The sequence below is a fragment of the Streptomyces sp. NPDC051109 genome, from assembly GCF_044455885.1.
In the GTDB taxonomy this organism is placed as follows: domain Bacteria; phylum Actinomycetota; class Actinomycetes; order Streptomycetales; family Streptomycetaceae; genus Streptomyces.
The window spans coordinates 267,391-291,844 of the sequence record NZ_JBITFF010000001.1; the positions used below are offsets into that span (position 1 = coordinate 267,391).

The window sequence follows — 24,454 nt, forward strand, 5'->3', positions numbered from 1 at the left end:
TCTCTTCGGGAAACTGGCCAGAAGGTGGCCAGTTTGGATTACAGGATGAGCACATGAACGAGACCAAGCAGCTCATCGAGACCCCCTCCGCCGACTCCGACGCGACGGCCGCCGCTACCGACACCGTCGTCACCTCCTCCATCGACCCGCGGCTCGACCTCGCCGCGGCCGTCGAACTGGCGGGCCGGACCCTCGCCGCCGTCCGGCCCGAGCAGTACGACGCCGCGACGCCCTGCGACGAGTTCGACGTCCGGCGGCTGTCCAGCCACCTCGTCGCCGTCGTCCGCAGGATCTCGGTGATCGGGCGGGGCGAAGACCCGTTCAGCGTCCCCTCCTTCGCCGACGAGATCGCCGACGGCGGATGGGCGGCGGCCTGGGAGCCGGGCGCCCGCGAGGTCGCGGAGGTGTGGGCGGACCCGGACATCCTCGGCCGGCAGCTGCGCCTTCCGATGGGTGTCCTGCCGGGCGCGGCCGCCGCGGCCGTGTACACCCACGAACTCACCGTGCACACCTGGGACCTGGCCCGGGCGACCGGCCAGCACCCGGACTGGGACCAGGCCCTGATCGAGCGGGTGATCGGCGTCGTACGCCGCGCGCTGCCCGCCGAAACCCGTGGCGGACGGATCCCGTTCGCCGAGGTCGTGACCGTGGACCCCGAAGCCCCGGCCATCGACCGGCTGGTGGCCTGGGCCGGGCGCCGGCCCTGAGGTTCCGGGGCCCCGCGGCCCCGAAGGGCCGAGGCCGAGGGCCGCGTTAATGATTGGATGCCCCGGCTCCGGATACCTAGAGTGACGACGAACCCCTCGTCGAGCTGGAGCCGGCCATGCGCACGCACTACCCCCGTACCCCGCACCTGCCCTGGTCCCCCGGGGCGGCGGCGGACGACGTGCGCGCCTGCGGGCTCGCGGGGCTGGCCGGGCGCGAGGTCGTGGTCACCGAGAAGCTCGACGGGGAGAACACCACCCTGTACGCGGACGGCCTCCACGCGCGGTCGCTGGATTCGGGCCACCACCCCTCGCGGGCCTCGGTCAAGGGCCTCCAGAGCCGGATCGGCGCCGGCATACCGGCGGGGTGGCGGGTGTGCGGGGAGAACCTGTACGCCCGCCACTCGCTCCCGTACGAGGACCTCGACGGCTGGTTCTACGGGTTCTCGGTGTGGGACGGCGAGCACTGCCTGGACTGGGACCGGACCGTGGGCTTCCTGCACGGCCTCGGGGTCCCCACCCCGCGCGTGCTCTGGCGGGGCGTCTTCGACGAACGCGCGCTGCGCAAGCTGCGGCTCGACACCACGCGGCAGGAGGGGTACGTCGTGCGGACGGTGGCCGGGTTCGCGCGGGCCGACTTCGGGCGCTCCGTCGCCAAGTGGGTGCGGGGCGGCCACGTGCAAACGGACACGCACTGGATGTACGCGCAGGTGGTGCCCAACGGACTCGGTCCGCAGGCCCCGCTGTGGGCGGTGCGCTCGGGCTCCGAACCCGACGCGGCGCAGCTGGCGGCCGCCCTCGGCCTGGATTCCGTGCCCGAGGGCGGCGGAGCAGGGCCGGTCGTCGCGGGGAACGAGCCGGACCTCTCGGCGGTCGGGCCGGTCGTCGCCGAGGTGGCGGGCCGGCTCGACGCTTCGGGCCGCACCGGCGGGGCCCGGTTGGCCGGGGTACTGGCCGCCGTACTGCACCGCGCGCCGCGGGCCCGGATCGCGGCGCGGCTGGCCGCGGGCCCGGTCGGGATGCCGCTCGCCCGGCAGGTCGCCGACCTGGTCGGGCTCTACCCGTACCTGCAGCGGCCGTTCCCGGACGAGGGGCGGCGGGCCGGGCTGGTCCGGATGGCCGTCGCCACCGATCTCGGGGTGCTGCACGCGCTCGCGGGGGCGGCCGCGGGGGATGCGGCGCAGGCGCGGGAGTGCGTCGAGTGGTCCGCCCTCTGCGCCGAGGAGGCGGGGCTGCTCGGCCCCGATCCGCTGGGCCCGCTGCGCGCGGGACTGCGGGAGGCCCTCGGGGGTCTCGGCACGGACGCGGCGGACCGCTGCTGGGCGGAGGCCCGGGAGGCGTTCGGGCGGGGCGGGATCTCCACCGCCGAGGAGGCGGTGGCCGCGACCTGGCGGTGGCGGGACGGCCGGTTCCCGCGGCTGGTGCAGCTCTGCGGGCCCTCGGGCAGCGGGAAGAGCACGTACGCCCGGAGCCTGCCGGGCGTGGCCGCGTACATCAGTCTGGACGATCTGCGCACCGCCCGGGGCTCCCGGGCCGACCAGCGCTCCAACGCGGACGTGCTGCGCGAGGGCCTGGACCGGCTGGACGCCGCGCTGGCCGCGGCGGCGGGAGCCGGGTCCACGGTGGTGTGGGACGCCACCTCCCTCACCGAGCAGCAGCGGGGCCTGGCCGGTGCGGTCGCGCGGCGCCGGGACGCGCTGGTCACCCAGGCCGTGCTGCTGGTCGAGGAGGCGGAGCTGGTGCGGCGCAATGCCGTTCGGCCCCATCCCGTACCGGCACAGGTGCTGAGCGCCCAGCTGCACCGGTTCAGCCCGCCGTATCCGGGCCACGGGGCCGCGCACCGCCTCCGGTACATCGGGGCGGGCGGGACGGTGGAGGACACGGCGGGGACGATCGGGACCGCGGCCGGGACGGCGCCGGCCCGGGCTTCGGTGCCGGCGGCCGCGGCAGTGGCAGTGGCAGTGGGCGAGGACGGCTGATGCGTACCAGTGAGGAGCTCTACCACCAGGTCCGCTGGGACCCCCGCTTCGACCCCGCGCGCTTCGTGTTCGGGCTGCACCAGCGCGGGGCGCCGCCGAAACGGGTGCCACTGCCGTCCTTCGTACCGGGCGGCGACATCCCCTGGCACCGGGTGCTGTTCGTGGAGGCGGACGGCGAGCTCGTGTGGGACCGGGCGAGCGGTGTGGACCGGATCGACTCCACCGAGGCCGGCCGGATCCGCGAACCGCGGCTGCTGCGGGCCCCGTTCTTCACCGCCCGGACCCCGTACACATGGGATCCGGCGGGCGGCGGCGCCTGGCGCCCGGCGCAGGAGCCGGCAGGTACCGGGCCCGTGACACCGGCCCCCGGGCCGGGGCCGGGGCGTGTAAGGCTGCTGACCTGGAACACCCTGTGGGACCGGTACGACGCCCCGCGCATCGACACCGCGCGGCGCAGGCCGATGCTGCTGGCCGACCTGGCGGCCGCCGATGCCGATGTGATCGCCCTCCAGGAGGTGGAACCGGCGCTGCTCGACATGGTGCTGGCACAGCCGTGGGTGCGCGCCGCCTACACGGTGGGCACCGATCCGCGCGGCAAGGACGTCGCCGCGAGCGGGCTGCTGGTGCTGAGCCGGCTGCCCGTGCGGGAGGCGGGGCTGCACCTGCTGGGGCCGCACAAGGCGGTCGCGGCGGTGACGGTGGACACCGCGAGCGGCCCCCTCGTCGTCGCCTCCGTTCATCTGACGAGCGATCACACGGAGAACGGCGCCGATCGGCGAAGCGCCGAACTGGCCCGGATCGCCGAGGGGTTGAGCGGCATCGAGGCGGACGCCGCGCTGCTCGGCGACTTCAACGACGGACGCTCAGGACCCCGGGGGCCGGCGGCGGCGCTGGGCATGCGGGACGCCTGGACCGAGGTGCACGGGGCGCGGGACACCACGCCGACCTTCGATCCGGTGGCCAATCCGCTGGCCGCGGTGGGTTCGCTGTCGGGGCGGCCCGGCCGGTTGGACCGGGTCCTGCTGCGCTCGGCGGCGGCACGGGTGCGGGAGGCTGCCCTGCGGGGCGACACCCCCGGCCCGGACGGGCTGTTCGTCTCCGACCACTTCGGGGTGGAGGCGGTCGTGGAGTTCGGAGAGCGGGGCGACGGGCACGCGGTCCTCGGCGTACGGGCGACCGCGCGGACGGCGGTGGCCTGGCTGCCGCCGCACGATCCGGCGGTCGAGGAGCTGCGCCGGGCGCACGACCCGGCGGTCCGCCGCTGGCCGGCGCACGTGAACCTGCTGTTCGGGTTCGTACCGGAGTCCTCGTTCGAGGCGGCCCTGCCGCTGCTGGCGGAAGCGGCCGCCCGGGCGGCGCCGTTCACGGCCCGGCTGGCCGGGGTGCACAGCTTCGGGCACCGGGAGGACGCCACGCTGTGGCTGGACCCCGCGGCGGCCGGCGACCAGCCGTGGCAGCAGCTGCGGCGGGGGCTCGCCGAGCGGTTCCCCGGGTGCCGGGGGCGCGAGGGCTTCACCCCGCACCTGACGCTCGGCCGCAGCAGGGATCCGCAGCGGGCGTCGGCGGAGTTCGCCGCGCGGCTCGGCGGATCCGGGACCGGGGCCGGGACTTCGGCCCGGGTGGGGGAGCTCGCGGTGCTGTCCCGGCGCGGCGACGGGCCGATGCGGGTACGGGCGACGGTGGAACTCGGCACGGGTACGTGGCGGTGGGTACCGGAACCGGTATCCGCACCGGAGGCACCGTCGGCCCATGAGGCCGAGGCGGCGGCCGTCACCGCCCGGATCGCCCGGGCGCTGGGCGACGGCGCGGTGCACCTCGCCGGGTCCCGCCGCATGGGCTGTGCCCTGCCGGGGGCGGACCTGGACCTGGTCGCAGCCCTGCCGGGCGCGGCCGGGATCGCGGAGGTGCGCAGGCGGGTCGAGGCGGCGCTTCCGGAGGCCGAGCGGCTGCGGGAGGTCGTCGGGGCGCGGGTCCCGGGGCTGCGCCTGCGCGCGGCCGGTCGGGATGTGGACCTGGTGGTCGTCGCCACGGGCGCGGTGGACCCGGCACAGGCGGTGGAGTCGCGGGCGGAGTTCGGCGAGGCGGCCGCGATCGCGCTCAGCGCTGTCAGCGACGCCGATGCGGTACGGGACTTCGTAGGCGACGCGCGGCAGGCGGAGTTCGTCCGGCTGGCCCGGGAGGTCAAGGCGTGGGCCCGCGCCCGGGGCCTGGACTCGGCGCCGTTCGGCGGGCTGCCGGGGCTGGCCTGGGCGGTGCTGGCGGCTCGTACGGTCCGGGAGGCCGCCGACCTGTCCCCCGCGGCCCTGCTCCGGGAGTTCTTCGGGACCTGGGCCGCCTGGGACTGGCGCGACCCGATCGCCCTGACACCCCGGGCCCAGGATCCGCGCCGGGCTCCGGACCCGACCCGAGCTCCCGACCCCGACGCCATCCCCGACGCCGACCCCGTCACGGTCCTCACCCCCTCCGCGCCGGTCCGCAGCTGCACGGCCCAGGTCGGCCCGGGCCTGCGCGATCTGCTGGTTCGGGAGCTCTACCGCACCTGGGAGCTCCTGGAGACGGAGGGCGACGCCGGGGCCCTCGCCCCCGACCTCGCCCTCGCCGCCCCGCCGATGCACCGCCGCCACGCGGCATGGGCCGTGGTGACCGTACGGGCCGGCGAACCCCGGGAGTTCGAGGAGCGTGTGGGCCGGGTCCGGGGCCGGATGCGCGCGCTGCTCGGCGCCCTCGCGGAGGCCGGTGTCCGGGACGCGCACGCCTGGCCGCGTCCGTTCTCGCTCTGCCCCGACTCGGCCCGGTACGCGATCGGGCTCGGCGCGGCCCCGCCCGACGCGGCGGGGCTCGCCGCGCTCGCGGGCCGCTGGTCCGCCGACCTCCCCGGCGTCGAAGTCACCTGGGCGGAGGGCGGAGCGGTCCCCTCCCTCGGGTGACCGCCCCCTCGGGGCGCCAAGTAGCGAACGCACACCGGCCCTCGCCCTCCGCTCAGGGCCATTCCCCGAAGACGGCCAGGCTCTGTCCCGCCCAGCGGGTGTGGCGGGACAGAGCGGCCAGGAGTCTCAGTAGAGCCCTGCCCCTTTTTTTCGTCAACACTTTTCACAAGGGCTGAAGAAACTCCGAGTTCACAGCCGCCAAACGCAATTGACACCTTCTCAGGCGTTCACTTCATGAACGCTCAAACCCTTGACGGCCTCCATGGCGAGCGCTTCACTCACGCTTCGATCCCCCCGGATCCACGACGTCAGGAGAGCCCCCCATGCCCCGCCTCTCGGACCATCCGCCGCGGCTGACGGCCGCGGCCCTCGTCACCGCGCTCATCGCGGCACTCCTCGTGCTCCTCCCGCAATCCACCGCCCAGGCCGCGCCCGCCCTCCTCTCCCAAGGCAGGCCCGCCACCGCCTCCAGCCAGGAGAACGCCGGCACGCCCGCCCCCGCCGCCGTCGACGGCGACAACGCCACCCGCTGGTCGAGCCAGTTCGCCGATCCGCAGTGGATCCAGGTCGACCTCGGCGCCCCTGCCCAGCTGAGCCAGGTCGTCCTGCGCTGGGAGGCCGCGTACGCGAAGGCCTACCGCATCGAGCTGTCCGACGACGGCAGCCATTGGAGCACCGCCTACTCCACGGCCGCAGCCACCGGCGGGGTCGCCACCCACGACATCACCGGCACCGCCCGCTACGTCCGCGTGTACGGCACCCAGCGCGCCACCCAGTGGGGCTACTCCCTCTACGAGTTCCAGGTCTTCGGCACCTCAGGCGGCGGCCCCACCCTCCCCGGCGGTGGCGACCTCGGCCCCAACGTGATCGTCTTCGACCCGTCGACCCCGAACATCCAGGCCAGGCTGGACGAGGTGTTCCGGCAGCAGGAGTCGGCCCAGTTCGGGGCCGGCCGCTACCAGTTCCTCTTCAAGCCGGGCACGTACAACGGCCTCAACGCCCAGATCGGCTTCTACACCTCCGTCTCGGGTCTTGGCCTCAGCCCCGACGACACCACCCTCAACGGCGACGTGACCGTCGACGCGGGCTGGTTCGGCGGCAACGCCACCCAGAACTTCTGGCGTTCGGCCGAGAACCTGGCGCTCAACCCCGTGAACGGCACCGACCGCTGGGCCGTGTCCCAGGCCGCGCCGTTCCGCCGTATGCACGTCAAGGGCGGACTCAACCTCGCCCCCGACGGCTTCGGCTGGGCCTCCGGCGGCTACATCGCCGACTCGAAGATCGACGGCCAGGTGGGCAACTACTCGCAGCAGCAGTGGTACACGCGCGACAGCGCGATCGGCGGCTGGGGCAACGGCGTCTGGAACCAGGTCTTCTCCGGGGTCCAGGGCGCACCCGCCCAGTCCTTCCCGAACCCGCCGTACACCACGCTCGACACCACCCCCGTCTCGCGGGAGAAGCCTTTCCTCTACCTCGACGGGACCGAGTACAAGGTCTTCGTCCCGGCCAAGCGCGAGAACGCGCGCGGGACCTCGTGGGGCAACGGGGCGCCGCAGGGCACCTCGCTCCCGCTGAGCCGGTTCTACCTGGTCAAGCCGGGCACGACCGCCGCGACGATGAACCAGGCGCTGGCCCAGGGCCTGCACCTGCTCTTCACTCCGGGCGTCTACCACGTCGACCGGACCCTCCAGGTGAACCGCGCGGACACGGTCGTCCTGGGTCTCGGCCTGGCCACGATCGTCCCGGACAACGGGGTGACGGCCATGAAGGTCGCCGACGTGGACGGGGTGCGGCTCGCCGGCTTCCTGATCGACGCCGGTCCGGTCAACTCGCCCAGCCTGCTGGAGGTCGGCCCGGCCGGCACGACGACGGACCACGGCGGCAACCCGACGACCGTGCAGGACGTGTTCATCCGGGTCGGCGGCGCCGGCCCCGGCAAGGCCACCGTCGGGATGGTGATCAACAACCATGACACGATCGTCGACCACACCTGGATCTGGCGCGCCGACCACGGAGACGGGGTGGGCTGGGAGACCAACCGCGCCGACTACGGGTTCCGCGTGAACGGTGACGACGTACTGGCCACCGGGCTGTTCGTCGAGCACTTCAACAAGTACGACGTGCAGTGGAACGGCGAGCGCGGCCGCACGGTCTTCTTCCAGAACGAGAAGGCGTACGACGCCCCGAACCAGGCGGCGGTCCAGAACGGCGCGACCAAGGGCTACGCCGCGTACAAGGTGGCCGACTCGGTGACCGTCCACGAGGGCTGGGGCCTGGGCAGCTACTGCTACTACAACGTGGACCCGACGATCCGTCAGGACCACGGGTTCCAGGCGCCGGTGAGGCCGGGCGTGAAGTTCCACGACCTGCTCGTCGTCTCGCTCGGCGGCCAGGGGCAGTACGAGCACGTCATCAACACCACCGGCGCACCCACCTCGGGAACGTCGACGACCCCCTCCACGGTCGTCTCCTTCCCCTGACCCGCGCAAGGCCGGCGAGGCGCGGGGCGGCCGGGGGGCCGCCCCGCGCGTCCGCGCGTCCGCGCGGGGCGTCAGACCTCCAGGACGATCTTTCCGGCGGCGCGTCCCGTCTGGCTGAGTTCGAAGGCCTCCGCGAGCTGCGAGAGCGGGAACGTCTCGGCGATGGTGACCTTGAGCTGCCCGCCCTCGGCGAGCCGGGCCAGTTCGGCCAGGCCTTCGGCGTCCGGCCGGACCCACATCCACTGGCCTCCCGCGCCGAGCACGGTGTGGTCGGCGATGGAGGCGTGCCGGCCGCCCTTGGCGAGGACTGCCTGGGTGACGTCGAGGACGCCGCCGACGAAGTCCGCGGCGACGGTGACTCCGTCGGGGGCGAGCGCGCGCACCCGGTCGACCAGGCCCTCCCCGTACTGCACGGGCTCGCAGCCGAGTTCGCGCAGCCGGTCGTGATTGCGCGGGGAGGCGGTGCCGATGACCCGGGCGCCCAGCGCGCGGGCGATCTGCACGCCGAAGGACCCGACTCCGCCCGCGGCCCCGTGGATGAGGACGGTGTCGTCCTTGCCGGTCGCGAGCCGGGTGAGCAGCTGGTACGCGGTGAGCCCGGCCAGCGGCAGGCCGGCCGCCTCCTGCCAGGACAGCGACGCGGGCTTGGCGGCCGCGGCCCGCACCGGCACGCTGACGTACTCGGCGAAGGTCCCGCCGTGCACGTAGTCCTTGCGGGCGTACGCCATGACCTCGTCGCCGACGGCGAACTCCGGCACGTCGATGCCGACCCGCTCGACCGTCCCCGCGACGTCCCAGCCCGGGACGACCGGGAACATGACGTCCATCAGGGGGTCGAGGCCCCCCGCCATGATCTTCCAGTCGACGGGGTTGACCGAGGCGCATTTGACCCGGACGAGGATCTCGCCGGGGGCCAGCTTGGGCATCGGCAGCTCGGTCTCGGTCAGCACCTCCGTCCCGCCGTACGTCTCGTACGCCATCGCCCGCATGGTGTCCTGGGACATCTACCCGACCTCTCCGTGTGCCATGAGCCGTGAGCTGGTGGAAGCACCGTCTCCCATCCCACCACGAAACGCCGTGCCCGCCCCGAGAAGCGGGGCGGGCACGGCGCGGCGCGGCGCGGGCAGGCGCCGGGAGGCGCTGTCTCACAGGGCCCGGTGCGCGGCGATCACCTCGGCGTAGCGGCGTCCGCTGGTCTTGATCGTGCGCCGCTGGCTGTCGTAGTCGACGCGGACCAGGCCGAAGCGCTTGTCGTAGCCGTAGGCCCACTCGAAGTTGTCCAGGAGGGACCAGGCGTAGTAGCCGGCCAGCGGTGCGCCGCGGCGGGCGGCGCGGGCGCAGGCGGCCAGGTGCCCGGTGAGGTACCGGGCGCGCTCGGGGTCGTGGACGCTGCCGTCGGCGGCGACCGTGTCGTGGTACGAGGAGCCGTTCTCGGTGACGTGGATGCGCCGGGCCCCGTACTCCTCGGTCAGCCGCACGAGGAGGGCCTCCAGGCCGTTCGCGTCGACCTCCCAGTCCATGCCGGTGCGCGCGACGCCGGGCCGGTCGATCTGGCGGGCGTACGGGGCGGGGCCGGCCGGGTCGGCGGCGACCGTCTGCGGGAAGTAGTAGTTCAGGCCGGTCCAGTCGAGCGGGGTCGCGATGGCGGCGAGGTCGCCGGGGCGTTCGGGGAGGTCGACGGCGTAGACCTCGCGCATGTCGGCGGGGAAGCCGCGGCCGTGGACCGGGTCGAGCCACCAGCGGTTGACGTGGCCGTCCATGCGCAGGGCCGCGGCCCGGTCGGCCTCGGAGTCGGTGGCGGGCTCGATCGTGGAGAGGTTGTTGACGATGCCGATCTGCGCGTCGGGGGCGGCGGCGCGCACGGCCTGGGTGGCGAGCCCGTGGCCGAGCAGCAGGTGGTACGAGGCGCGGACGGCGGCGGTCAGGTCGGTCCAGCCGGGGGCCATCCTCCCCTCCAGGTGGCCGATCCACGCCGAGCACAGGGGCTCGTTCAGGGTGGCCCACTGGGTGACCCGGTCGCCGAGGCGGGCGGCGACGAGCCCGGCGTACGCGGCGAAGTGCTCGGCGGTGGACCGCTCCGGCCAGCCGCCCCGGTCCTGGAGGGCCTGGGGCAGGTCCCAGTGGTAGAGGGTGACGGAGGGCGTGATCCCGGCGGCGAGCAGCCCGTCGACGAGCCGGTCGTAGAAGGCGAGGCCCTTGGGGTTGGCCGGGCCGTCGCCGCCGGGGACCGCGCGCGGCCAGGCGATGGACATCCGGTAGGCGTTGGTGCCGAGCTCCCGCATCAGGGCGATGTCCTCGCGCCAGCGGTGGTAGTGGTCGCAGGCGGTGTCACCGGTGTGGCCGCCGTCCACGGCGCCCGGGGTGTGGGAGAAGGTGTCCCAGATGGAGGGGGCACGGCCGTCCTCGGCCACGGCGCCCTCGATCTGGTAGGCGGAGGTCGCGGTGCCCCAGGCGAACTCGCGCGGCAGGGCGGCGAGGTCGATGGAGCCGAGTTCTTCGCTGGTGTCGGAACGGGTTCCGGAAAGGGTCATTCGACGGCTCCTGCCGAAAGGGTCATTTGACGGCTCCCGCCGTGAGGCCGGCCACCAAGTACCGCTGGAGCAGCAGGAATCCGGCGACGACGGGGATGCTGACGACGAGCGAGGCGGCCATGATCTGGTTCCAGTAGACGTCGGTTTGCGTGGAGTAGCCCTGCAGTCCGACGGCGAGGGTGCGGGTGGTGTCGTTGGTCATGACGGAGGCGAAGAGCACCTCGCCCCAGGCGGTCATGAACGCGTACACGGCGACGGCGACGATGCCGGGGACGGCGGCCGGGACCACGACGCGCAGCAGTGCGCCGAGCGGGCCGCAGCCGTCGACGGTGGCCGCCTCGTCGAGGTCCCGGGGCACCGAGTCGAAGTACCCGATGAGCATCCAGATGGAGAAGGGGAGGGAGAAGGTCAGGTACGTGAGGATCAGCGCGCCGCGGGAGCCGTAGAGGGCGATTCCGGTGGCGTTGCCGATGTTCACGAAGATCAGGAACAGCGGGAGGAGGAAGAGGATCCCGGGGAACATCTGGGTGGAGAGGACGGTGACGGTGAACAGGCGCCTGCCGCGGAAGCGGTGGCGGCTGACCGCGTAGGCCGCGAAGACGGCGATGACGACGGAGGCGGCGGTGGCCGCGCCCGCCACGATCAGGGAGTTCACGAAGTACCGGGCGAGCGGGACGGTGTGCCAGATGTCGATGTAGGGGCGGACGGTGAGCCCGCTGGGGATCCAGCGGAAGCGGCCGGCGACGTCCTGGAGCGGCTTGAGGGAGCTGGTGACCATGACGTAGACGGGCAGCAGGACGAAGCCGGAGAGCAGGCCGAGGAAGACGGCGCGGATCACCCGGAAGGTGAGGGGCGGGGACAGCGGCGAGGATCGGCGGCTCCTGCTGCCGCTGCTGCTCCTGCTCTGGTCAGGCATGGCCCTTCCTCCTTCCGCGGCTCGTGACGAGCAGGTGGCCGGCGGTGACCAGCAGCAGGAAGAGCAGCAGCAGGACGGACATGGCCGATCCGGTGCCGAAGTTCCAGGTGACGAAGCTGGATTGGTAGATGTGGAGGGAGATCAGGTCGGCGGCCTCGGGGGCGGACTTGCCGAACAGGACGAACGGCGTGTTGAAGTCGTTGAAGGTCCACAGGAACAGCACCAGGACCAGTACCTGGTTGACCGCCCCGACCGAGGGCAGGGTGATCCGGCGGATCTGCTGCCAGACGCCGGCGCCGTCCAGCGCGGCGGCCTCGTACAGCTCGCCGGGGATGTTCTGGAGGGCGGCGGTCACGATGAGGAAGGCGAACGGCCAGCCCTTCCAGACGGAGACGGTCAACAGGGCCCAGAAGCTGTTGCCGCCCAGCAGCCAGAAGGTGTGCTCGCCTCCGATCAGGCCGAGTTGGTCGTGCAGGAGGTGGTTCACCAGGCCGTTGTCCCGTTGGAACATGAACGCCCAGGTGATGACCGCCGCGTACACGGGCAGGGCGTACGGGACCAGGAACAGGGCGCGCAGGAGGCCGCGGCCGCGGAAGCCCTCCTGCATGAACACCGCCGCCGCGGTGCCCAGCAGCCAGCACAGGCCCACGGAGAGCAGGGTGAAGAGGCAGGTGGTGAGGAAGGAGCGCAGGAGGGCTTCTCCGACGGGCCGGTTGACGTCGAGGACGAGTTCGTAGTTGGCCCAGCCCGTCCAGGGGGCGCGGGACCAGTCGCGGATGAAGAACTGGGTCAGGCCGCGAAAGCTCATCAGGATGCCCATCACCATCGGGACGAGGTGGATGAGCAGTTCGAGGAGGAGGGCGGGCAGGAGCAGGAGGTACGGGAGGGAACTGCGGCGCAGGCGCGCGTACATGAGGCTCATCGGGCCGGACTCAGCTCGCCATCTGCTGCTGGGCCTTGGTGAGCTTGGCCTTGACGGATTCGGTGGTGACGGGGCGGCCCGCCGCGGCGTCGGCGAAGAGCTCCTTGACGGCGGTGCCGACGGCGGTCTCGAACTGGGATTCCTGGGGGACCTGCGGGAGCGGGGCGGCGCTGGTGCCCAGGGTGGTGCGGAGCACGGTGAGGTCGTCGCTCGCGAACGCGGGGTCGCTCTGGGCGGCTTTGACCGGCGGGATGGAGCCGTACGCCTTGTTGAGGATCTTCTGCTCGTCGTCGCCGGTCATGAACTTCACGAACTTGAGGGAGCCGTCGATGTTGTCGGTGTTCTTGAAGACGGCGAGGTTGATGCCGGCGACCATGGAGTTGGTGCCCGCGCCCGAGCCGGGTGTGGCGCCCGCGGGCACCGGGACCGGGGCCACGCCCCAGTCGCCCTCCTTCATGCCGTGGCTCTTGAAGGAGGAGGCGGCGCTCTGCCACAGGACCATGGCGGTCTTGCCGTTGGCGAAGTCCTGGAGGGACTGGTTCTGGGCGTACTCGGCGTTGCCCGGCGCGATGATCTTGTCCTTGGCCATCAGGTCGACGTACTGCTTGACGGCGTCGACGGCGCCCGGGGAGTCGAAGGCGGGCCTGCCCGCGGCGTCGAAGAAGTCCGCGCCGTGCTGCTTGGCGAGGACGAAGGCCTGGTGGATGTTGTTGGAGGGGTTGGCGCCCTCGGCGCCGAGGGCCCACTTGCCGTCCTTGGACAGCCGCTGCCCGGTCGTGACCATCTCGTCCCACGTGGCCGGGGGCTTCGCTATGCCCGCCTCCTGGAACATCCTCTTGTTGTAGTAGAGCGCGTACGCCATCGAGTACAGCGGGACGGCGGCCGGGTCCTGGCCGGTGGCGCCCGCCGAGCCGATGGCCGAGTCCACGAAGCGGTCCTTGCCGCCGATCGCCGCGAAGTTCTCGGCGTTCCACGGGAGCAGGGCGCCGGTGGCCTGGAGGGAGGAGGACCAGGTGTTGCCGATGTTGAGGACGTCGGGTCCCTGGCCGGAGGCGGTGGCGGCGAGGATCCGGTTGAGCAGGTCCGACCAGGGGACGACTTCGAGCTTGACCTTGATGCCGGTCTGCTCCTCGAACTTCTTCAGCTCCGGGCCGAGGGTCGCCTGGTCCGCCGCGAGGTCCGGGCCCTGGTTGGAGGCCCAGTACGTGAGTTCCCTGGGGGCGGTGTTGGTGCCGCCCCCGGTGTCCGCGGTGCCGCCGCCGCAGGCGGTGGCGGCGGCGAGCAGGGAGGCGGTGACGGCGGCAGCGGCGGCTCGGGTTCTGCGCATGGCGGATCGGCCCCTTTCGGCAGGGTCGGGGAAGGCCGGCGGGTGTTCTCGGCCCGGGCGGCGAGGCTCCGGTGGCGATGCTTCGGCGCGCTCACCGCATCGGAGCCGAGCACCTCAAGGCCTTAATTCAGGACGTGAGTTAAGCCTCGTGAAAGGGTCGCGTCAAGGGGTCTCGCAAGGGTATGTTGCGAGCGACGACAGGGCGGACGGCAGGACGGAAGGAGCCAGATGACCACAGGGCGTGGCGGCCGTACGGTACGGGACCTGCGGCGCGGCAACCGCAGCGCCGTGCTCCAGCGGCTGTACTTCGGCGGGCCGATGAGCCGGCAGGAACTCGGGCCCGCCACCGGGCTGAGCTCCGGCTCCGTCAGCAACGTGGTCGGCGAACTCGTCGCGGACGGACTGCTGGAGGAGGCCGGCATCGTCGACTCGGACGGCGGTCGGCCCCGCACCCTGCTGCGCGTGGCCCCCGGCAGCGCCCACATGATCGGGGTCGACGTCGGCGAAACCCGGGTCCGCGTCGAACTGTTCGACCTGGCGCTGACCGAACTCGCGCGCAGTGAGCTGCCGTTGCAGCCGCGCGGCTGCTACGACGTCGGCCCGATCGTGGACCACGTCCGGAACGGGATCGCCTCCGTCCTCGCGGAGGCCGGGGTCGCGGCGGTGCGGCTGCTGGGGGTGGGCGTGGGCGTCCCCGGCATAGTGGACCGCGAGGCACCGGGCGGAGCGGTCGTCCACGGCCAGACCATCGGCTGGGACGCCGTCCCGCTGGAGGCACTGCTGCGGGCGACGGAAGCCGTACCGCCGGAAGTCCCGTACATCATCGACAACGGGGCGCGCACGCTCGGCCAGGCCGAGATGTGGTTCGGGGCGGGGCGCGGCGCCCGCGAGGCCGTCGTCGTCCTGTTCGGCTCGGGCGTCGGCGCCAGCCTGATCACGGACGGATCGCCCGACGGGGACACGACCGAGGGCACCCCGCTGGAGTGGGGGCACCTGACCGTCTCGGTACGGGGACGGCGCTGCCGGTGCGGTGCGCTGGGCTGCCTGGAGGCGTACACGGGGGCGGAGTCGCTGCTGCAGCGGTGGTCGGAGCGGGGCGGCGGCGCCCCGGACGCGGCGGACGAGGAGGAGGCCCTGTCAGCCCTGCTGGCGGCCGCCGCCGCGGCGGATCCGGTGGCCCTGGAGGTCCTGGAGGAGACCGCGGAGTACCTCGGCGCGGGCCTGTCGGACCTGGTCAACCTGTTCCGGCCGGAGCGCATCCTGATCGGCGGCTGGGCGGGCCTGCTGCTGGGCCCGCACATCCTGCCGGCCGTACGGGAGCACGCGGCCCGGTACTCCCTGCGCCATCCCGCCGAGCGCGTCACCATCGACCTGGGCTCCCTGGGCCCGGACGCGGTCACGGTCGGCGCGGCGACGCTCCCGCTGTCGGCGTTCTTCGCCGCGGGCGGCCGCCCCACGCCCCGGCCACCGCAGCCGGAAGCCCCGGGCTGGCGCACGTCCCTGGAAGTCCGCGCCGGATCTCCGGCCCGACCGGCCTGAGTTCAGGCGCCACCCTCCGCCGCGTGCCCGGCGAGGGTGTCCAGGAAGGCCGTGGTGAGCGGGTCGGGGTGCGGGCGCGTGTAGGCGGCCAGCATCCGGCGCACGGGCGGCTCGGGGCGCAGCACCCGGCCCGCGAAGCCGGCCGGCACGACGCTCTCGGGGACCAGGGCCGGACCGAGCCCGGTGGCGGCCAACAGGGGCGCCGCCGCGGTCTGTTCGGTCCGTACGGCGGCCCGCGGCCGGAATCCGGCGGCCGCACAGGCCTGGTCCACCACCTCGGCCAGGCCGTTGCCGGGGGCGTAGTGCACCCATGAGCGGTCCGCCAGGTCCGTGAGGCGTACCCGGTCCGGAGCCGGATCGCCGGCGGGGACGGCCAGTACGAACTCCTCCTCGCCCAATTCCGTTACAGGACCGTCCCATTGGTTCGGCCGGGGGCCCACGGCGAGGTCGGCGCGGCCCGCGGTCATCGCGGCGAGCAGGGCGTCGGTGTGCGGGAACTCCATCAGCCGGACGCGGACCTGCGGGTGGCTCTCGTGCCAGGTGCGCAGCACCGGGAGCAGGATCCCGAGGGTGACCGAGTAGACGGCGGCGACCTGGATCTCACCGCCGTCCAGGCCGACGGCACGGCGGGCGGCGGTCCGGGCCCGTTCGGCGTCGGCGAGCGCGGCGCGGGCATGCGGGAGCATGGCGCGGCCCATCGGGGTCAGCCGGACCGTGCGCGCCAGCCGCTCCAGCAGCGGCCCGCCGGCATCCCGCTCCAGCGCGCGGACCTGATGGGACAGGGCGGGCTGGGAGACGTGCAGGAGTTCGGCGGCGCGGGTGAAGGAGCCGGTGTCGACGACGGTGACGAGGTACTCCAGCTGCCGCAGGGTAGTCATGAACAGATCTTATGACAGCGGTAAAAACCATGTCTTGGACGTATGGGCTCCGCCGGATGCAGAGTCGGGGAGGCACAGGACGAGGACCTCAGATCCCCGCGGTCCGGAGCCGACCTCACCACCCCGACCTCATACCCCCGACCCAGGACATCCCATGACCACTGCTGCCCTTTTCCAGGACTCCCTCGACGGCAAGCGGCTCGTCGTCGTCGGCGCCGGCTCGCACATCGGGCGGGCGCTGGCCCTCACGGCGTCGGCGGCCGGTGCCGAGCTCGTCCTCGCCGGACCCGACGCGGACCGGCTGTCGGCGACGGCGGCCGCCCTGCCCGGACCGGCGCGCATCCAGCCGACCGACCTCACCGACGAGCGGTCGATCGCCGCCCTCGCCGAAGCCGCGGGCCGCGCCGACCACGTCGTCTCGACGGCCGCCCTCCCCGCCAACGGGCCGGTGTCGGATCTCGTACTGGCCGACGTCCAGCGGGCCTTCGCCGCGAAGGTGTTCGGGCCGCTGCTGCTCGCCAAGCACCTGGCGGGGCGGATGGACGAGGGCGGCTCCCTCACCTTCTTCTCGGGCTTCGCGGCCTGGCGGCCCGCCCCGGAGCGGGTGGTCATGGCCACCACCAACGGGGCCCTGTCCTTCCTGGTGGAGGCGCTGGCCGTCGAGCTGGCGCCCCTGCGGGTCAACGCCGTCTCCCCCGGCATCATCGACTCCGGGGCGTGGGACCGGCTCGGCGAGGACAAGGAGTCCTTCCTGCGCGGGGTCGCGGACCGCAACCCGGCCAGGAGGTCCGGCACCCCCCAGGACGTGGTGCGGTCGGTGCTGTACGCGATCACCAACCCGTTCGTCACCGGCACCGTCCTGCACGTGGACGGCGGCGCCCGCCTCGTCTGAACCCCGCGCCCGGGCTCAGCGGGCCGGTCCGCGGCGCCGCAGGCACCGTTCGAAGCGGGCGCCGGCGACGGCCGCGCCGGGCTGCGGCGTCAGACCGGGAACCCGCCCTGGAAGGCCAGCCGCCGGTCGGCGCCGTCGGCGATCGTGCCGAGCAGCTCGTCCAGGTCGAGGAAGACGGCCCACGGCTCGGTACCCGCCGCCTCCGCGATCCGGGCGACCAGGAGGTCTTCGAGTCCGGGTACGCGCTTGCCCTTCCACACCTTGTCGGCCGTGCTCACCAGCAGCTCCTCGACGCTGACGCCGGGCGCCGCCCAGTCGGCGTGGGTGGCGGCGAAGCGGGCCTGCCCTTCGGTGAACCCGTGGGCGAGGAGCAGCTCCCGCCCGGCTTCCTCGTGCGCGGAGCCGGGTCCGCTGAGCTCGGCGGTGTGGACGGCCTTCCCCACGTCGTGCGTGGCCGCGCCGAAGAGCACGGCGTCGCGGGCGAAGGACAGGCCGGGAGAATACGCCGCCAGCCAGTCGGCGAGTTGGCCGGCCACGTCGTGGACCAGCCGCAGGTGCGCGACCAGTCGGGGCGGGGCGGCCAGCTCGCGCAGCAGCTCGCCCACACCGGGCGGCAATGCGCGCAGCGGTGGATCCGCGGCTGCGTTGAGGGCCCGGGTCAGTCCGGCGGGGTCGGCCATGGCGTCAGGCTACCGGGACCCCCGCCGCGCGCCCTGGTCACTCGTACTCCGTGCCCCCCTTGCGGGTGAGGTAGGCCGGGCTGACCGCCTTGGCCACGGCGCGGCCACCGACCACCGGGCTGTGGCGCTCCACCGCCGGGCGGATCACGACTCCCTCGCGCAGGTGCATGGACCGGCCGGACACCGTCTCCCGGCCGGTCGCCAGCTCCAGTACCGTGTCGAGCGCGTACGGCCCCTCGAACAGCCTCGGCACCAAGGGTATTTCACCGGCGGGGAGCAGTTCCTGCGGGTCCAGCCACCGCACCTGCCCGTCGATCTCCGCTGATACGTCGAAGACGGCGTATCCCGGCCCGGTGGCGGCCGTACGGGCGTCCGTACCGTACGCGAGGTCCTGGACGCCCGCGCCGTACACCTCGCCGAAGACGCCGATCCGGGTGGCGCCCAGCCGCTCGGCCAGCTTCGCGGCGACCTCCGGTACGCCGTGGCCGCGTACGGCCCGCCAGTACAGGTTGCGCTCGTCCTCGCGCAGGGCCAGCCCCTTCGAGCCGAAGCCCTTGGAGGAGACCAGCACCCGGCCGCCGTCGGCGACGTACGTCAACAGGCAGGCCGTGCCGTGCAGTTTCTCGGTGATGACGACCGGCTCGCCGGACTCGAAGAGGTCCGGGTAGCGCTGGAGGTTCTCGATGTCCACCCACGGCAGCAACTCGGGCGCGGCCTCCACCTCGCCGCTCATCGCCGTCGGGACCGGCGGCGCCCATTTGGTGATCCCGAGCAGCTCGGCGAAGTCCGTACCCTCCTCGGCCGCCCGCGCCAGGTCCACATCGGCCAGCGCACGCGGCCGGCACACCAGCCCCTGCGACAGCTCGCCGCGCAGCCGGACCGCCTTGACCCGGTCGGCGGCGCCTCCGGCGAGGCGGCCGGTCAGGCCGAGCTCCTCGATCAGATCGGCGGGCAGTACGGCCTGTTCGGGTATGTAGAGGGCGAACTCGCCGGTGCGGTAGGCAACCTTGGCGACGACGGCGCGGTAGAGGCCCACTTGGGCCAGCTCCAGCGCGTCGGCGTTCGGGTGCTCGTGGACGGTCAGTTCCTCGGCGGTGACCCGCAGGGTCGACATGTACCCAACTCCTCGGACGGGGCGGACGGGGCGGACGGTGCCGTGTGCACCGGGGTCCACTGTGCGACCTGGCATTTCTGCTGGTCCAGCCGATATCCCGGTGTTAGCCTGACGCGCCCCGCCACCCTGCCGTCCCGTCATCCCCGCCCGGCGGGTCCCGGTGCCACGTCGTCCGGTCACCGTCGTCACCGGGGGCGGCAGGGGCATCGGCCGCCGGGGCCGTCGCGCAGCGCGCACGGGCGGCGCCTGGCTGCCGTCACCAGACGCCTCGTACACGACGGGCGCCGTCCTGCGGGTCTCGGGCGGCCGCCGACGGCGGCGGCCGCGGCCGCCGGCTCCGGCGTCAGCCTCCGAGGGCCGCCCGCGTGGCTGGGCCGTAGACACCGGGCTGGTCGCCCTTGATGTCCCGGTCGCGCTGGAGCTGTGCGACCCCGCGCTTGGTCTGGCTGTCGTACTCGCCGGTGACCGAGACGTACGTGAACCCCTGCCCGTAGAGCCGCTCCTGGAGGGCGCGCACCTCGGGCCCGCGGTCGCCCATCCGCAGCGTCCCGGAGGCCCCCGGCGACGGCGGCCCGGACGGGGCTTCCGGCGCCGCCGGCTTGGGGGTCCGTCCCGCGGACGCTCCCGCCGGTCCGGGTCCCGACGCCGAGGCCGATGCGGCCGACGGGGGCGCGGAGGACCGTGCGGAGCCCTTGGGCGAGGGATCGGCGCCGGCTCCGGGACTGCGCGCCGGGAGCACGGGAACGGACAACTCCGGTGGCTTCACGGCCCGCCGGGGCTCCGGGTCGGGTCCGCTCAGCAGGAAGGCCGTCCCGCCGGCCGCGGCGAGGGCGAACAGGGCCATGGCCACCAGCGGGACCCGGCTGCCGCGCTCCCGCCCGGTGCCGGCACCGGGCGGCTCCGCCCCGGGAGCGCGCCCGGGTACTTCGCCACGCCGCGGTTCGGGCGCGCGGAAGGACACGGGGACGGGCCCGGTGTGCGGCCACGCGGGCGTCGTCGCCCGGGGTGCCCGCCCGGAGGGGGTCGCGTACGGGCGCACGAACAGGCGGTCGTCGGGCACGCCCGCGCTCCCGTCGGAGTCGGAGTGGTGGGACACGGTTGTCTCCCGGCGGGGGTGGGGACCGGCGCGGCGGTGCGGTGTCGGCCCCCACCCTGCCGGTCAGGCCCTGCGCCGCCGCGCGACCAGGACCATGCCCGTGGCGGCACCCGGCTGGAGGGCGCCCGCGGTTGTCATGGGGTCAAGCGAATCGCGGACCGGTACGAACATATGAGATATCTCCGAAGTGCAGCTCATGCGGTGGTTCTTGAGTGCTTGATCGGCGCACTCTTTCCTCCCTGAACGGCCCGGGTCAAGCCGGGTGTCCGAACTGCCCCATCCGTCCGTTCCGCTTTTCGGCCCCGGTAGCCCTCGGCATCCGGACCGTGACGATGAGGACGCCGGGGACCGGCTCCGCTGCGGGCGCTGCGGGCTCTGCGCGCGCGGCGCAGCCGACTCCGCTGCCGCTTCACCCGGACGCGTGAGTACGGTCCGTCGGGCGGCCTGCGGTGCGGCAAGGTGGTCGGATGCAGTTACGCCGGGCCCTGCCCCTGTCCCTCGCCGCGCTGCTCGCGAGCGCCGGCTGCGTGTCCGTCGGCCCGGAGGCGGCCCCGGCTCCGGCTCGCGGCACCTCGGCGCCGGCCGGCGCCCAGGACACACCGGCGGGGCCGCCCGCCCCCGACCTGCCGCCGGGTCCGCCGGAGTCCCTGCCCCTGCCGCTGGGACGGCTCCCCGAGCCTCCCGTCGAGCCGCCGGTCCGGGCCGCCCCGGCGCGGCCGCCCGCCGCACGCGGCGCGAAGCCGCCCGCGGCGCCCCGCCGGGCGCACCCGCCCAAGCCCGCGCCGCCGCGCACCCCGCGGCAGCCGGCCGCGCCGCGGGTGCCCCGACCGGACGAGCTGTGCGCGGCCGCCGAGGGGGCCGTACCGCCCTCCATCGTCGATCTCTGCATCCGGCAATATGGCCGCTGACCAGCAGACATCGCTCAGGACTTGACCCTCCCCCCGTGTCAGGGCCTGCACTGGAGGGCGTCATGTTCACCATCGGAGACTTCGCCAAGCACGGCCGGGTATCGGTCCGCATGCTGCGCCACTACGACGCCATCGGACTGCTGCGCCCGGCGCGTGTCGACCCCGCCAGCGGCTACCGCTACTACGAGGCCGGGCAACTCGCCCGCCTCAACCGTGTCATCGCGCTCAAGGAGCTCGGCTTCAGCCTGGACCAGGTGGGGTCGATCCTCGACGAGCGGCTGGGCGCGGAGGAGTTGCGCGGCATGCTCCGGCTGCGCCGGGCGGAACTGGAGTCGGCCGTGGCCGCCGCGGCGGCCCGGCTGACCCAGGTCGAGACGAGGCTCCGGACCATCGAGAGCGAAGGATCCATGTCCACCGTCGACATCGTCGTCAAAAACCTCCCGCCCGTCCGGCTCGTCGAGCTGACCGGGATCGCGGGGAGCTACGAACCGCAGGACATCGGGCCGGTCATCGGCCCGCTCTACGACGAACTCTGCCGCCGGATCGAGGCCGCCGGGGTGGTCCCGACCGGCCCGGGCGTCGCGTACTACGAGGACGCGCCGGACACGGAGCCCGGGGCCGTCCTCGTCCATGCCGGACTGCCGGTGGGGGCCTCGGTGCGCGCCGAGGCGCTCGGGGGCGCGGTACGCGTGGTCGAGCTGCCCGGGGTCGAGCGGGCCGCGACCGTGGTGCACCGGGGTTCGATGGACGCCGTCCTGCCCACCGCCCAGGCGCTCGCGCACTGGATCGACGCGAACGGCCACCGCTCGGCGGGTTACGCACGCGAGGTGTCCCTCGCCTGCCCGGAGGACCGGACCCAGTGGGTCACGGAACTCCAGGAGCCGCTCGCACCCGTCGTGTAGGAGCCGTCGGACCGGCCCGGGCCCTGTCGGACGGCGGCGGGGCGGGGGCAGGGGCGGGGGCAGGGGCGGGGGCAGGCAGCGCGGCGGGCCGTGCGCCGGCGGGCCGTGCGCAGGCGGTGCATCGTGGCGTGGCCGCGGCGGCGCCACTCGGCTCGGGGCAGGCCCGCCCGCTGGCCGCCGCCGGTGATGAGGGCGTTGACGGGGGTGTGCGGGTCTGCGGCGATGCCCTTGGCCACCAGGACGCCGACCACGAGCGGGACCAGGGCCACGGCCAGGGCGGAGCCGGCGGTGGTCACGTGCTGCATGCGGCGCGGGCGGGCCGCGGCGGCGTCGAAGGTCATGCCCCTATTCGATCAGCGGCGGGATCACGGGGAATCGGGGCGGATACTCAGGCCGTTGGGTGTGAGGTACTCAGACGCACCGAGGAAGGGTGGTGGGTGGTGACGGCATCCTTCGAGCCGGCGACCGGCGACGGACCGGCACGGCCCGCCACGGCGGCGCGGGAGGCCGAGGTCCGCACCGCGTACGAGGGCCTGCTGCAGATCCGCCGCCTGGTGAACGGCCGGGCGGGTACGGCGGTTCCCGCGCCGTGGGAGCTGCGGCAGATGCCGCGCGCCGTGGCCCTCGTACTGGAGGCCGCGGGCCTCCCGCCGTCGGCGGTGGACGCGCAGGGCCGTCGTACGCGAACGGGGTACCGGGTGGCGCCCGGTCCGTCCGGGGGCGCGGCGGTGGAGGTGACCTGGCTCGGGCCGCCCGGCGGCGGCGCGGCCGAGGCGGAGCGGGAGCGGCTGACGGCCTGCGCGGCCGCGCTGGAACCCCTGGGCTGGGGCTGTCTGCTCTACCGGGGCCCGCGCCGACGCCGCTTTCTGGAGGTGGAACCGCCGCGCTGACCGGCCCGACCCCGCGCCCGTCGAGCCCGGCGGCATCGTGGCGGCCCGGGTCTCCGGCACGGTGTACCTGCTCCGGGTGGTCGGCGCTCCCCGGCGGCGCCGGGACTTCGCCCCGACCCGACACCGCGAGGACGGCCGGATCCGCTGGGAGCACCGCCGGACGGCGCCGCCCGTCACCGGCGCCCGAGTTCCGGTGTGTTCAGGCGTACCGCTCGGCCAGTGCGGCGACGGTGGCCGCGAGGGCCCGGCGGAGTTCGGGTGGGGCGAGGACTTCGGCCTCGGTGCCGAGGCGGAGCAGGTCTCCGACCGCGACGGCCTCGGACTCGACCTCCAGGTCGACGCGGATCCAGCCCTCTGGGTCCCCGGGGTCGGCGGGGCCGGCGCCGGCCAGGGCCCGTACGCCGGCGGCGCCGAACTGCATCGCGAGCAGTCTGCGCCCGCGCGGGGACAGCAGCAGCCGGGCGGTACCCTGCCGGGTCGCCGCCTCCATCCGGCGCGCGGACTCCGCCCAGTACGCGGCGAGTTCGAAGCCGGGCGGACGCTCGAAGCCCTCCTCGGCGGCGTCCACGGCGAGGAACCGGGAGACCCGGTAGCTGCGTACGCGTTCGTCGGCGGCGCGCGCCACCAGGTACCAGATGCCGCCCTTCAGGACGAGGCCGAGGGGGTGCAGCGGGCGCCCGGCCCGCTCCTCACCGCTCCAGCGGCGGTAGTGGGTGAGCAGGACGCGCTGCTCCCACACCGCCTGCGCGATCCGCGCGAGGTGCGGTACGGGGTCGGCGTCACGGAACCAGGCCGGGGCGTCCAGGTGGAAGCGGTCCTGGAGCCGGCGGGCCCGGTCGGCGAGGGCTGCGGGCAGCGCCGCCTGGAGCTTGAGCTGTGCGGCGGCCAGGTCGGCGCCGAGGCCCAGGTCCTGCGCGGGCCCCGGCGCACCCGCCAGGAAGAGGGAGCCCGCCTGGGCGTCGGTGAGGCCGGTCAGCCGGGTGCGGTAGCCGTCCGTCAGCCGGTAGCCGCCGGCCGGTCCGCGGTCGGCTTGGACGGGGACGCCGGAGGCGCCGAGGGCCTCGATGTCGCGGTAGACGGTACGGACCGACACCTCCAGCTCGGCGGCGAGTTCGGGTGCGGTCATCCGGCCGCGGTTCTGCAGCAGGAGGAGCAGGGAGAGGAGCCGGTCGGCGCGCATGGGGCCATTGTGGCCGGGATTCCGGATACCTGACAGGAGGTGTCAGGTATCCCTGACAGGCTGCTCTCGCGCCGGGGGGATCGAGCCCGCCCGGCCGTGCACCAGGAGGTCCTCCATGTCCGCCATGTCCGCCCGTACCGACGCCCCCACCGGCGGCGCCGCCGGTCACACCACTACCACCGGCCGTTTCACGTTCGCCGACTGGCAGGAGCAGCCGGTCGGTGCGGCCGACTCCACCCCGCGCCTCGCCCGCTCGACGGTCGTCAACGCCTTCACGGGCGGCATCGAGGCCGCGGCGACCAGCGCCGGCTACACGATCGCGTACACCGGGGAGGGCACCGGCTCCTACACCGGCCTGGAGCTGCTGTCGGGTGCCGTGGACGGCCGGAAGGGGGCGTTCGTCCTGGAGCAGCGGGGCACCTTCGACGCCTCTGGCACCAGCTGCACGTTCGAGGTGGTCCCCGGCTCCGGGTCGGGCGAGCTGGCCGGGCTGTCGGGCTCGGGGGCGTTCACCTACCGCCACGGCGACACGTCCGTCGCGTACGAGTTCAGCTACACCACGGCGTAGACGGCCACAGGGGGCGCGGAC

General features: G+C 74.2%; 21 protein-coding genes. 10 read left to right on the top strand and 11 right to left on the bottom strand.

Annotation, left to right across the window (positions count from 1 at the left end):
• The first annotated feature begins 53 nt into the window (after window positions 1-53).
• The 4 genes from ACIBAD_RS01155 to ACIBAD_RS01170 all read left to right on the top strand — a co-directional run bounded on the left by ACIBAD_RS01155 (window position 54) and on the right by ACIBAD_RS01170 (window position 8,090).
• Entirely contained in the window at window positions 54-707 is a 654-nt protein-coding gene (locus ACIBAD_RS01155) for a TIGR03086 family metal-binding protein (protein WP_134068086.1), read from the top strand.
• 116 nt (window positions 708-823) lie between these two features.
• Window positions 824-2,683, top strand: coding sequence for an RNA ligase family protein (locus ACIBAD_RS01160; protein ID WP_398903520.1), 1,860 nt, complete (start codon window positions 824-826; stop codon window positions 2,681-2,683).
• Window positions 2,683-5,610 carry a poly(A) polymerase gene (locus ACIBAD_RS01165; protein WP_398903523.1) on the top strand — a complete coding sequence of 976 codons (2,928 nt, stop codon included), beginning with the start codon at window positions 2,683-2,685 and terminating at the stop codon, window positions 5,608-5,610. The genes ACIBAD_RS01160 and ACIBAD_RS01165 overlap by 1 nt, the downstream gene beginning before the upstream one ends.
• A gap of 323 nt (window positions 5,611-5,933) precedes the next feature.
• Window positions 5,934-8,090, top strand: coding sequence for a discoidin domain-containing protein (locus ACIBAD_RS01170; RefSeq protein ID WP_134068089.1), 2,157 nt, complete (start codon window positions 5,934-5,936; stop codon window positions 8,088-8,090).
• A 71-nt stretch (window positions 8,091-8,161) separates the two neighbouring features.
• Here ACIBAD_RS01170 and ACIBAD_RS01175 read toward each other — a convergent pair whose 3' ends face one another.
• The 5 genes from ACIBAD_RS01175 to ACIBAD_RS01195 form a co-directional block, all read right to left on the bottom strand.
• Window positions 8,162-9,079, bottom strand: a complete 918-nt coding sequence (locus tag ACIBAD_RS01175) for an NADP-dependent oxidoreductase (protein ID WP_208329051.1) — start codon at window positions 9,077-9,079, stop codon at window positions 8,162-8,164.
• A 156-nt stretch (window positions 9,080-9,235) separates the two neighbouring features.
• A complete protein-coding gene (locus ACIBAD_RS01180) occupies window positions 9,236-10,621 on the bottom strand; it encodes a GH1 family beta-glucosidase (protein ID WP_398903525.1) in 1,386 nt (461 codons plus the stop codon).
• Between the two features lie 22 nt (window positions 10,622-10,643).
• Complete coding sequence (locus ACIBAD_RS01185; RefSeq protein WP_398903527.1) at window positions 10,644-11,537, bottom strand: carbohydrate ABC transporter permease; 894 nt, start codon at window positions 11,535-11,537, stop codon at window positions 10,644-10,646.
• Window positions 11,530-12,459 carry a carbohydrate ABC transporter permease gene (locus ACIBAD_RS01190; protein ID WP_398903529.1) on the bottom strand — a complete coding sequence of 310 codons (930 nt, stop codon included), beginning with the start codon at window positions 12,457-12,459 and terminating at the stop codon, window positions 11,530-11,532. The genes ACIBAD_RS01185 and ACIBAD_RS01190 overlap by 8 nt, the downstream gene beginning before the upstream one ends.
• A 10-nt stretch (window positions 12,460-12,469) precedes the next feature.
• Window positions 12,470-13,786 (bottom strand): ABC transporter substrate-binding protein, encoded by a 1,317-nt coding sequence (locus ACIBAD_RS01195; protein ID WP_398903531.1) that lies wholly within the window; start codon window positions 13,784-13,786, stop codon window positions 12,470-12,472.
• 228 nt (window positions 13,787-14,014) lie between these two features.
• Between ACIBAD_RS01195 and ACIBAD_RS01200 the strand changes: the two genes are divergently transcribed.
• Window positions 14,015-15,325 (top strand): ROK family transcriptional regulator, encoded by a 1,311-nt coding sequence (locus ACIBAD_RS01200; RefSeq protein WP_134068094.1) that lies wholly within the window; start codon window positions 14,015-14,017, stop codon window positions 15,323-15,325.
• Between the two features lie 2 nt (window positions 15,326-15,327).
• On the opposite strand, the gene ACIBAD_RS01205 is transcribed toward ACIBAD_RS01200, so the two are convergent.
• Window positions 15,328-16,203: a LysR family transcriptional regulator gene (locus ACIBAD_RS01205; protein ID WP_398903534.1), complete on the bottom strand. Its 876-nt coding sequence runs from the start codon at window positions 16,201-16,203 to the stop codon at window positions 15,328-15,330.
• Window positions 16,204-16,357: 154 nt separating this feature from the next.
• Between ACIBAD_RS01205 and ACIBAD_RS01210 the strand changes: the two genes are divergently transcribed.
• Window positions 16,358-17,095: an SDR family oxidoreductase gene (locus tag ACIBAD_RS01210; protein WP_134068096.1), complete on the top strand. Its 738-nt coding sequence runs from the start codon at window positions 16,358-16,360 to the stop codon at window positions 17,093-17,095.
• An 89-nt stretch (window positions 17,096-17,184) separates the two neighbouring features.
• Here the strand turns inward: ACIBAD_RS01210 and ACIBAD_RS01215 are convergent, their stop codons facing one another.
• The 3 genes from ACIBAD_RS01215 to ACIBAD_RS01225 form a co-directional block, all read right to left on the bottom strand.
• Entirely contained in the window at window positions 17,185-17,775 is a 591-nt protein-coding gene (locus tag ACIBAD_RS01215; protein WP_134068097.1) for an HD domain-containing protein, read from the bottom strand.
• 37 nt (window positions 17,776-17,812) lie between these two features.
• Window positions 17,813-18,889, bottom strand: a complete 1,077-nt coding sequence (locus tag ACIBAD_RS01220) for an RNA ligase (ATP) (protein ID WP_398903536.1) — start codon at window positions 18,887-18,889, stop codon at window positions 17,813-17,815.
• 343 nt (window positions 18,890-19,232) lie between these two features.
• Window positions 19,233-19,985, bottom strand: coding sequence for a peptidoglycan-binding protein (locus ACIBAD_RS01225; protein ID WP_398903538.1), 753 nt, complete (start codon window positions 19,983-19,985; stop codon window positions 19,233-19,235).
• A gap of 467 nt (window positions 19,986-20,452) precedes the next feature.
• On the opposite strand from ACIBAD_RS01225, the gene ACIBAD_RS01230 reads away from it, so the two are divergent.
• Together ACIBAD_RS01230 and ACIBAD_RS01235 are read left to right on the top strand one after the other, a co-directional pair.
• Window positions 20,453-20,893 carry a hypothetical protein gene (locus ACIBAD_RS01230; RefSeq protein ID WP_134068100.1) on the top strand — a complete coding sequence of 147 codons (441 nt, stop codon included), beginning with the start codon at window positions 20,453-20,455 and terminating at the stop codon, window positions 20,891-20,893.
• A 62-nt stretch (window positions 20,894-20,955) separates the two neighbouring features.
• The gene (locus ACIBAD_RS01235) at window positions 20,956-21,795 is read left to right on the top strand and encodes a MerR family transcriptional regulator (protein ID WP_398903963.1); all 840 of its coding nucleotides are present in this window, start codon (window positions 20,956-20,958) and stop codon (window positions 21,793-21,795) included.
• Here the strand turns inward: ACIBAD_RS01235 and ACIBAD_RS01240 are convergent.
• The gene (locus ACIBAD_RS01240) at window positions 21,708-22,136 is read right to left on the bottom strand and encodes a hypothetical protein (protein ID WP_398903540.1); all 429 of its coding nucleotides are present in this window, start codon (window positions 22,134-22,136) and stop codon (window positions 21,708-21,710) included. The genes ACIBAD_RS01235 and ACIBAD_RS01240 overlap by 88 nt on opposite strands.
• 96 nt (window positions 22,137-22,232) lie before the next feature.
• Between ACIBAD_RS01240 and ACIBAD_RS01245 the strand changes: the two genes are divergently transcribed.
• Window positions 22,233-22,685 carry a hypothetical protein gene (locus tag ACIBAD_RS01245; RefSeq protein ID WP_398903542.1) on the top strand — a complete coding sequence of 151 codons (453 nt, stop codon included), beginning with the start codon at window positions 22,233-22,235 and terminating at the stop codon, window positions 22,683-22,685.
• Window positions 22,686-22,884: 199 nt separating this feature from the next.
• Here ACIBAD_RS01245 and ACIBAD_RS01250 read toward each other — a convergent pair whose 3' ends face one another.
• Entirely contained in the window at window positions 22,885-23,865 is a 981-nt protein-coding gene (locus ACIBAD_RS01250) for a helix-turn-helix transcriptional regulator (protein ID WP_398903544.1), read from the bottom strand.
• Between the two features lie 115 nt (window positions 23,866-23,980).
• Here ACIBAD_RS01250 and ACIBAD_RS01255 point away from each other — a divergent pair, with 115 nt between their 5' ends.
• Complete coding sequence (locus ACIBAD_RS01255; protein WP_398903546.1) at window positions 23,981-24,433, top strand: DUF3224 domain-containing protein; 453 nt, start codon at window positions 23,981-23,983, stop codon at window positions 24,431-24,433.
• Window positions 24,434-24,454: the final 21 nt, after the last annotated feature.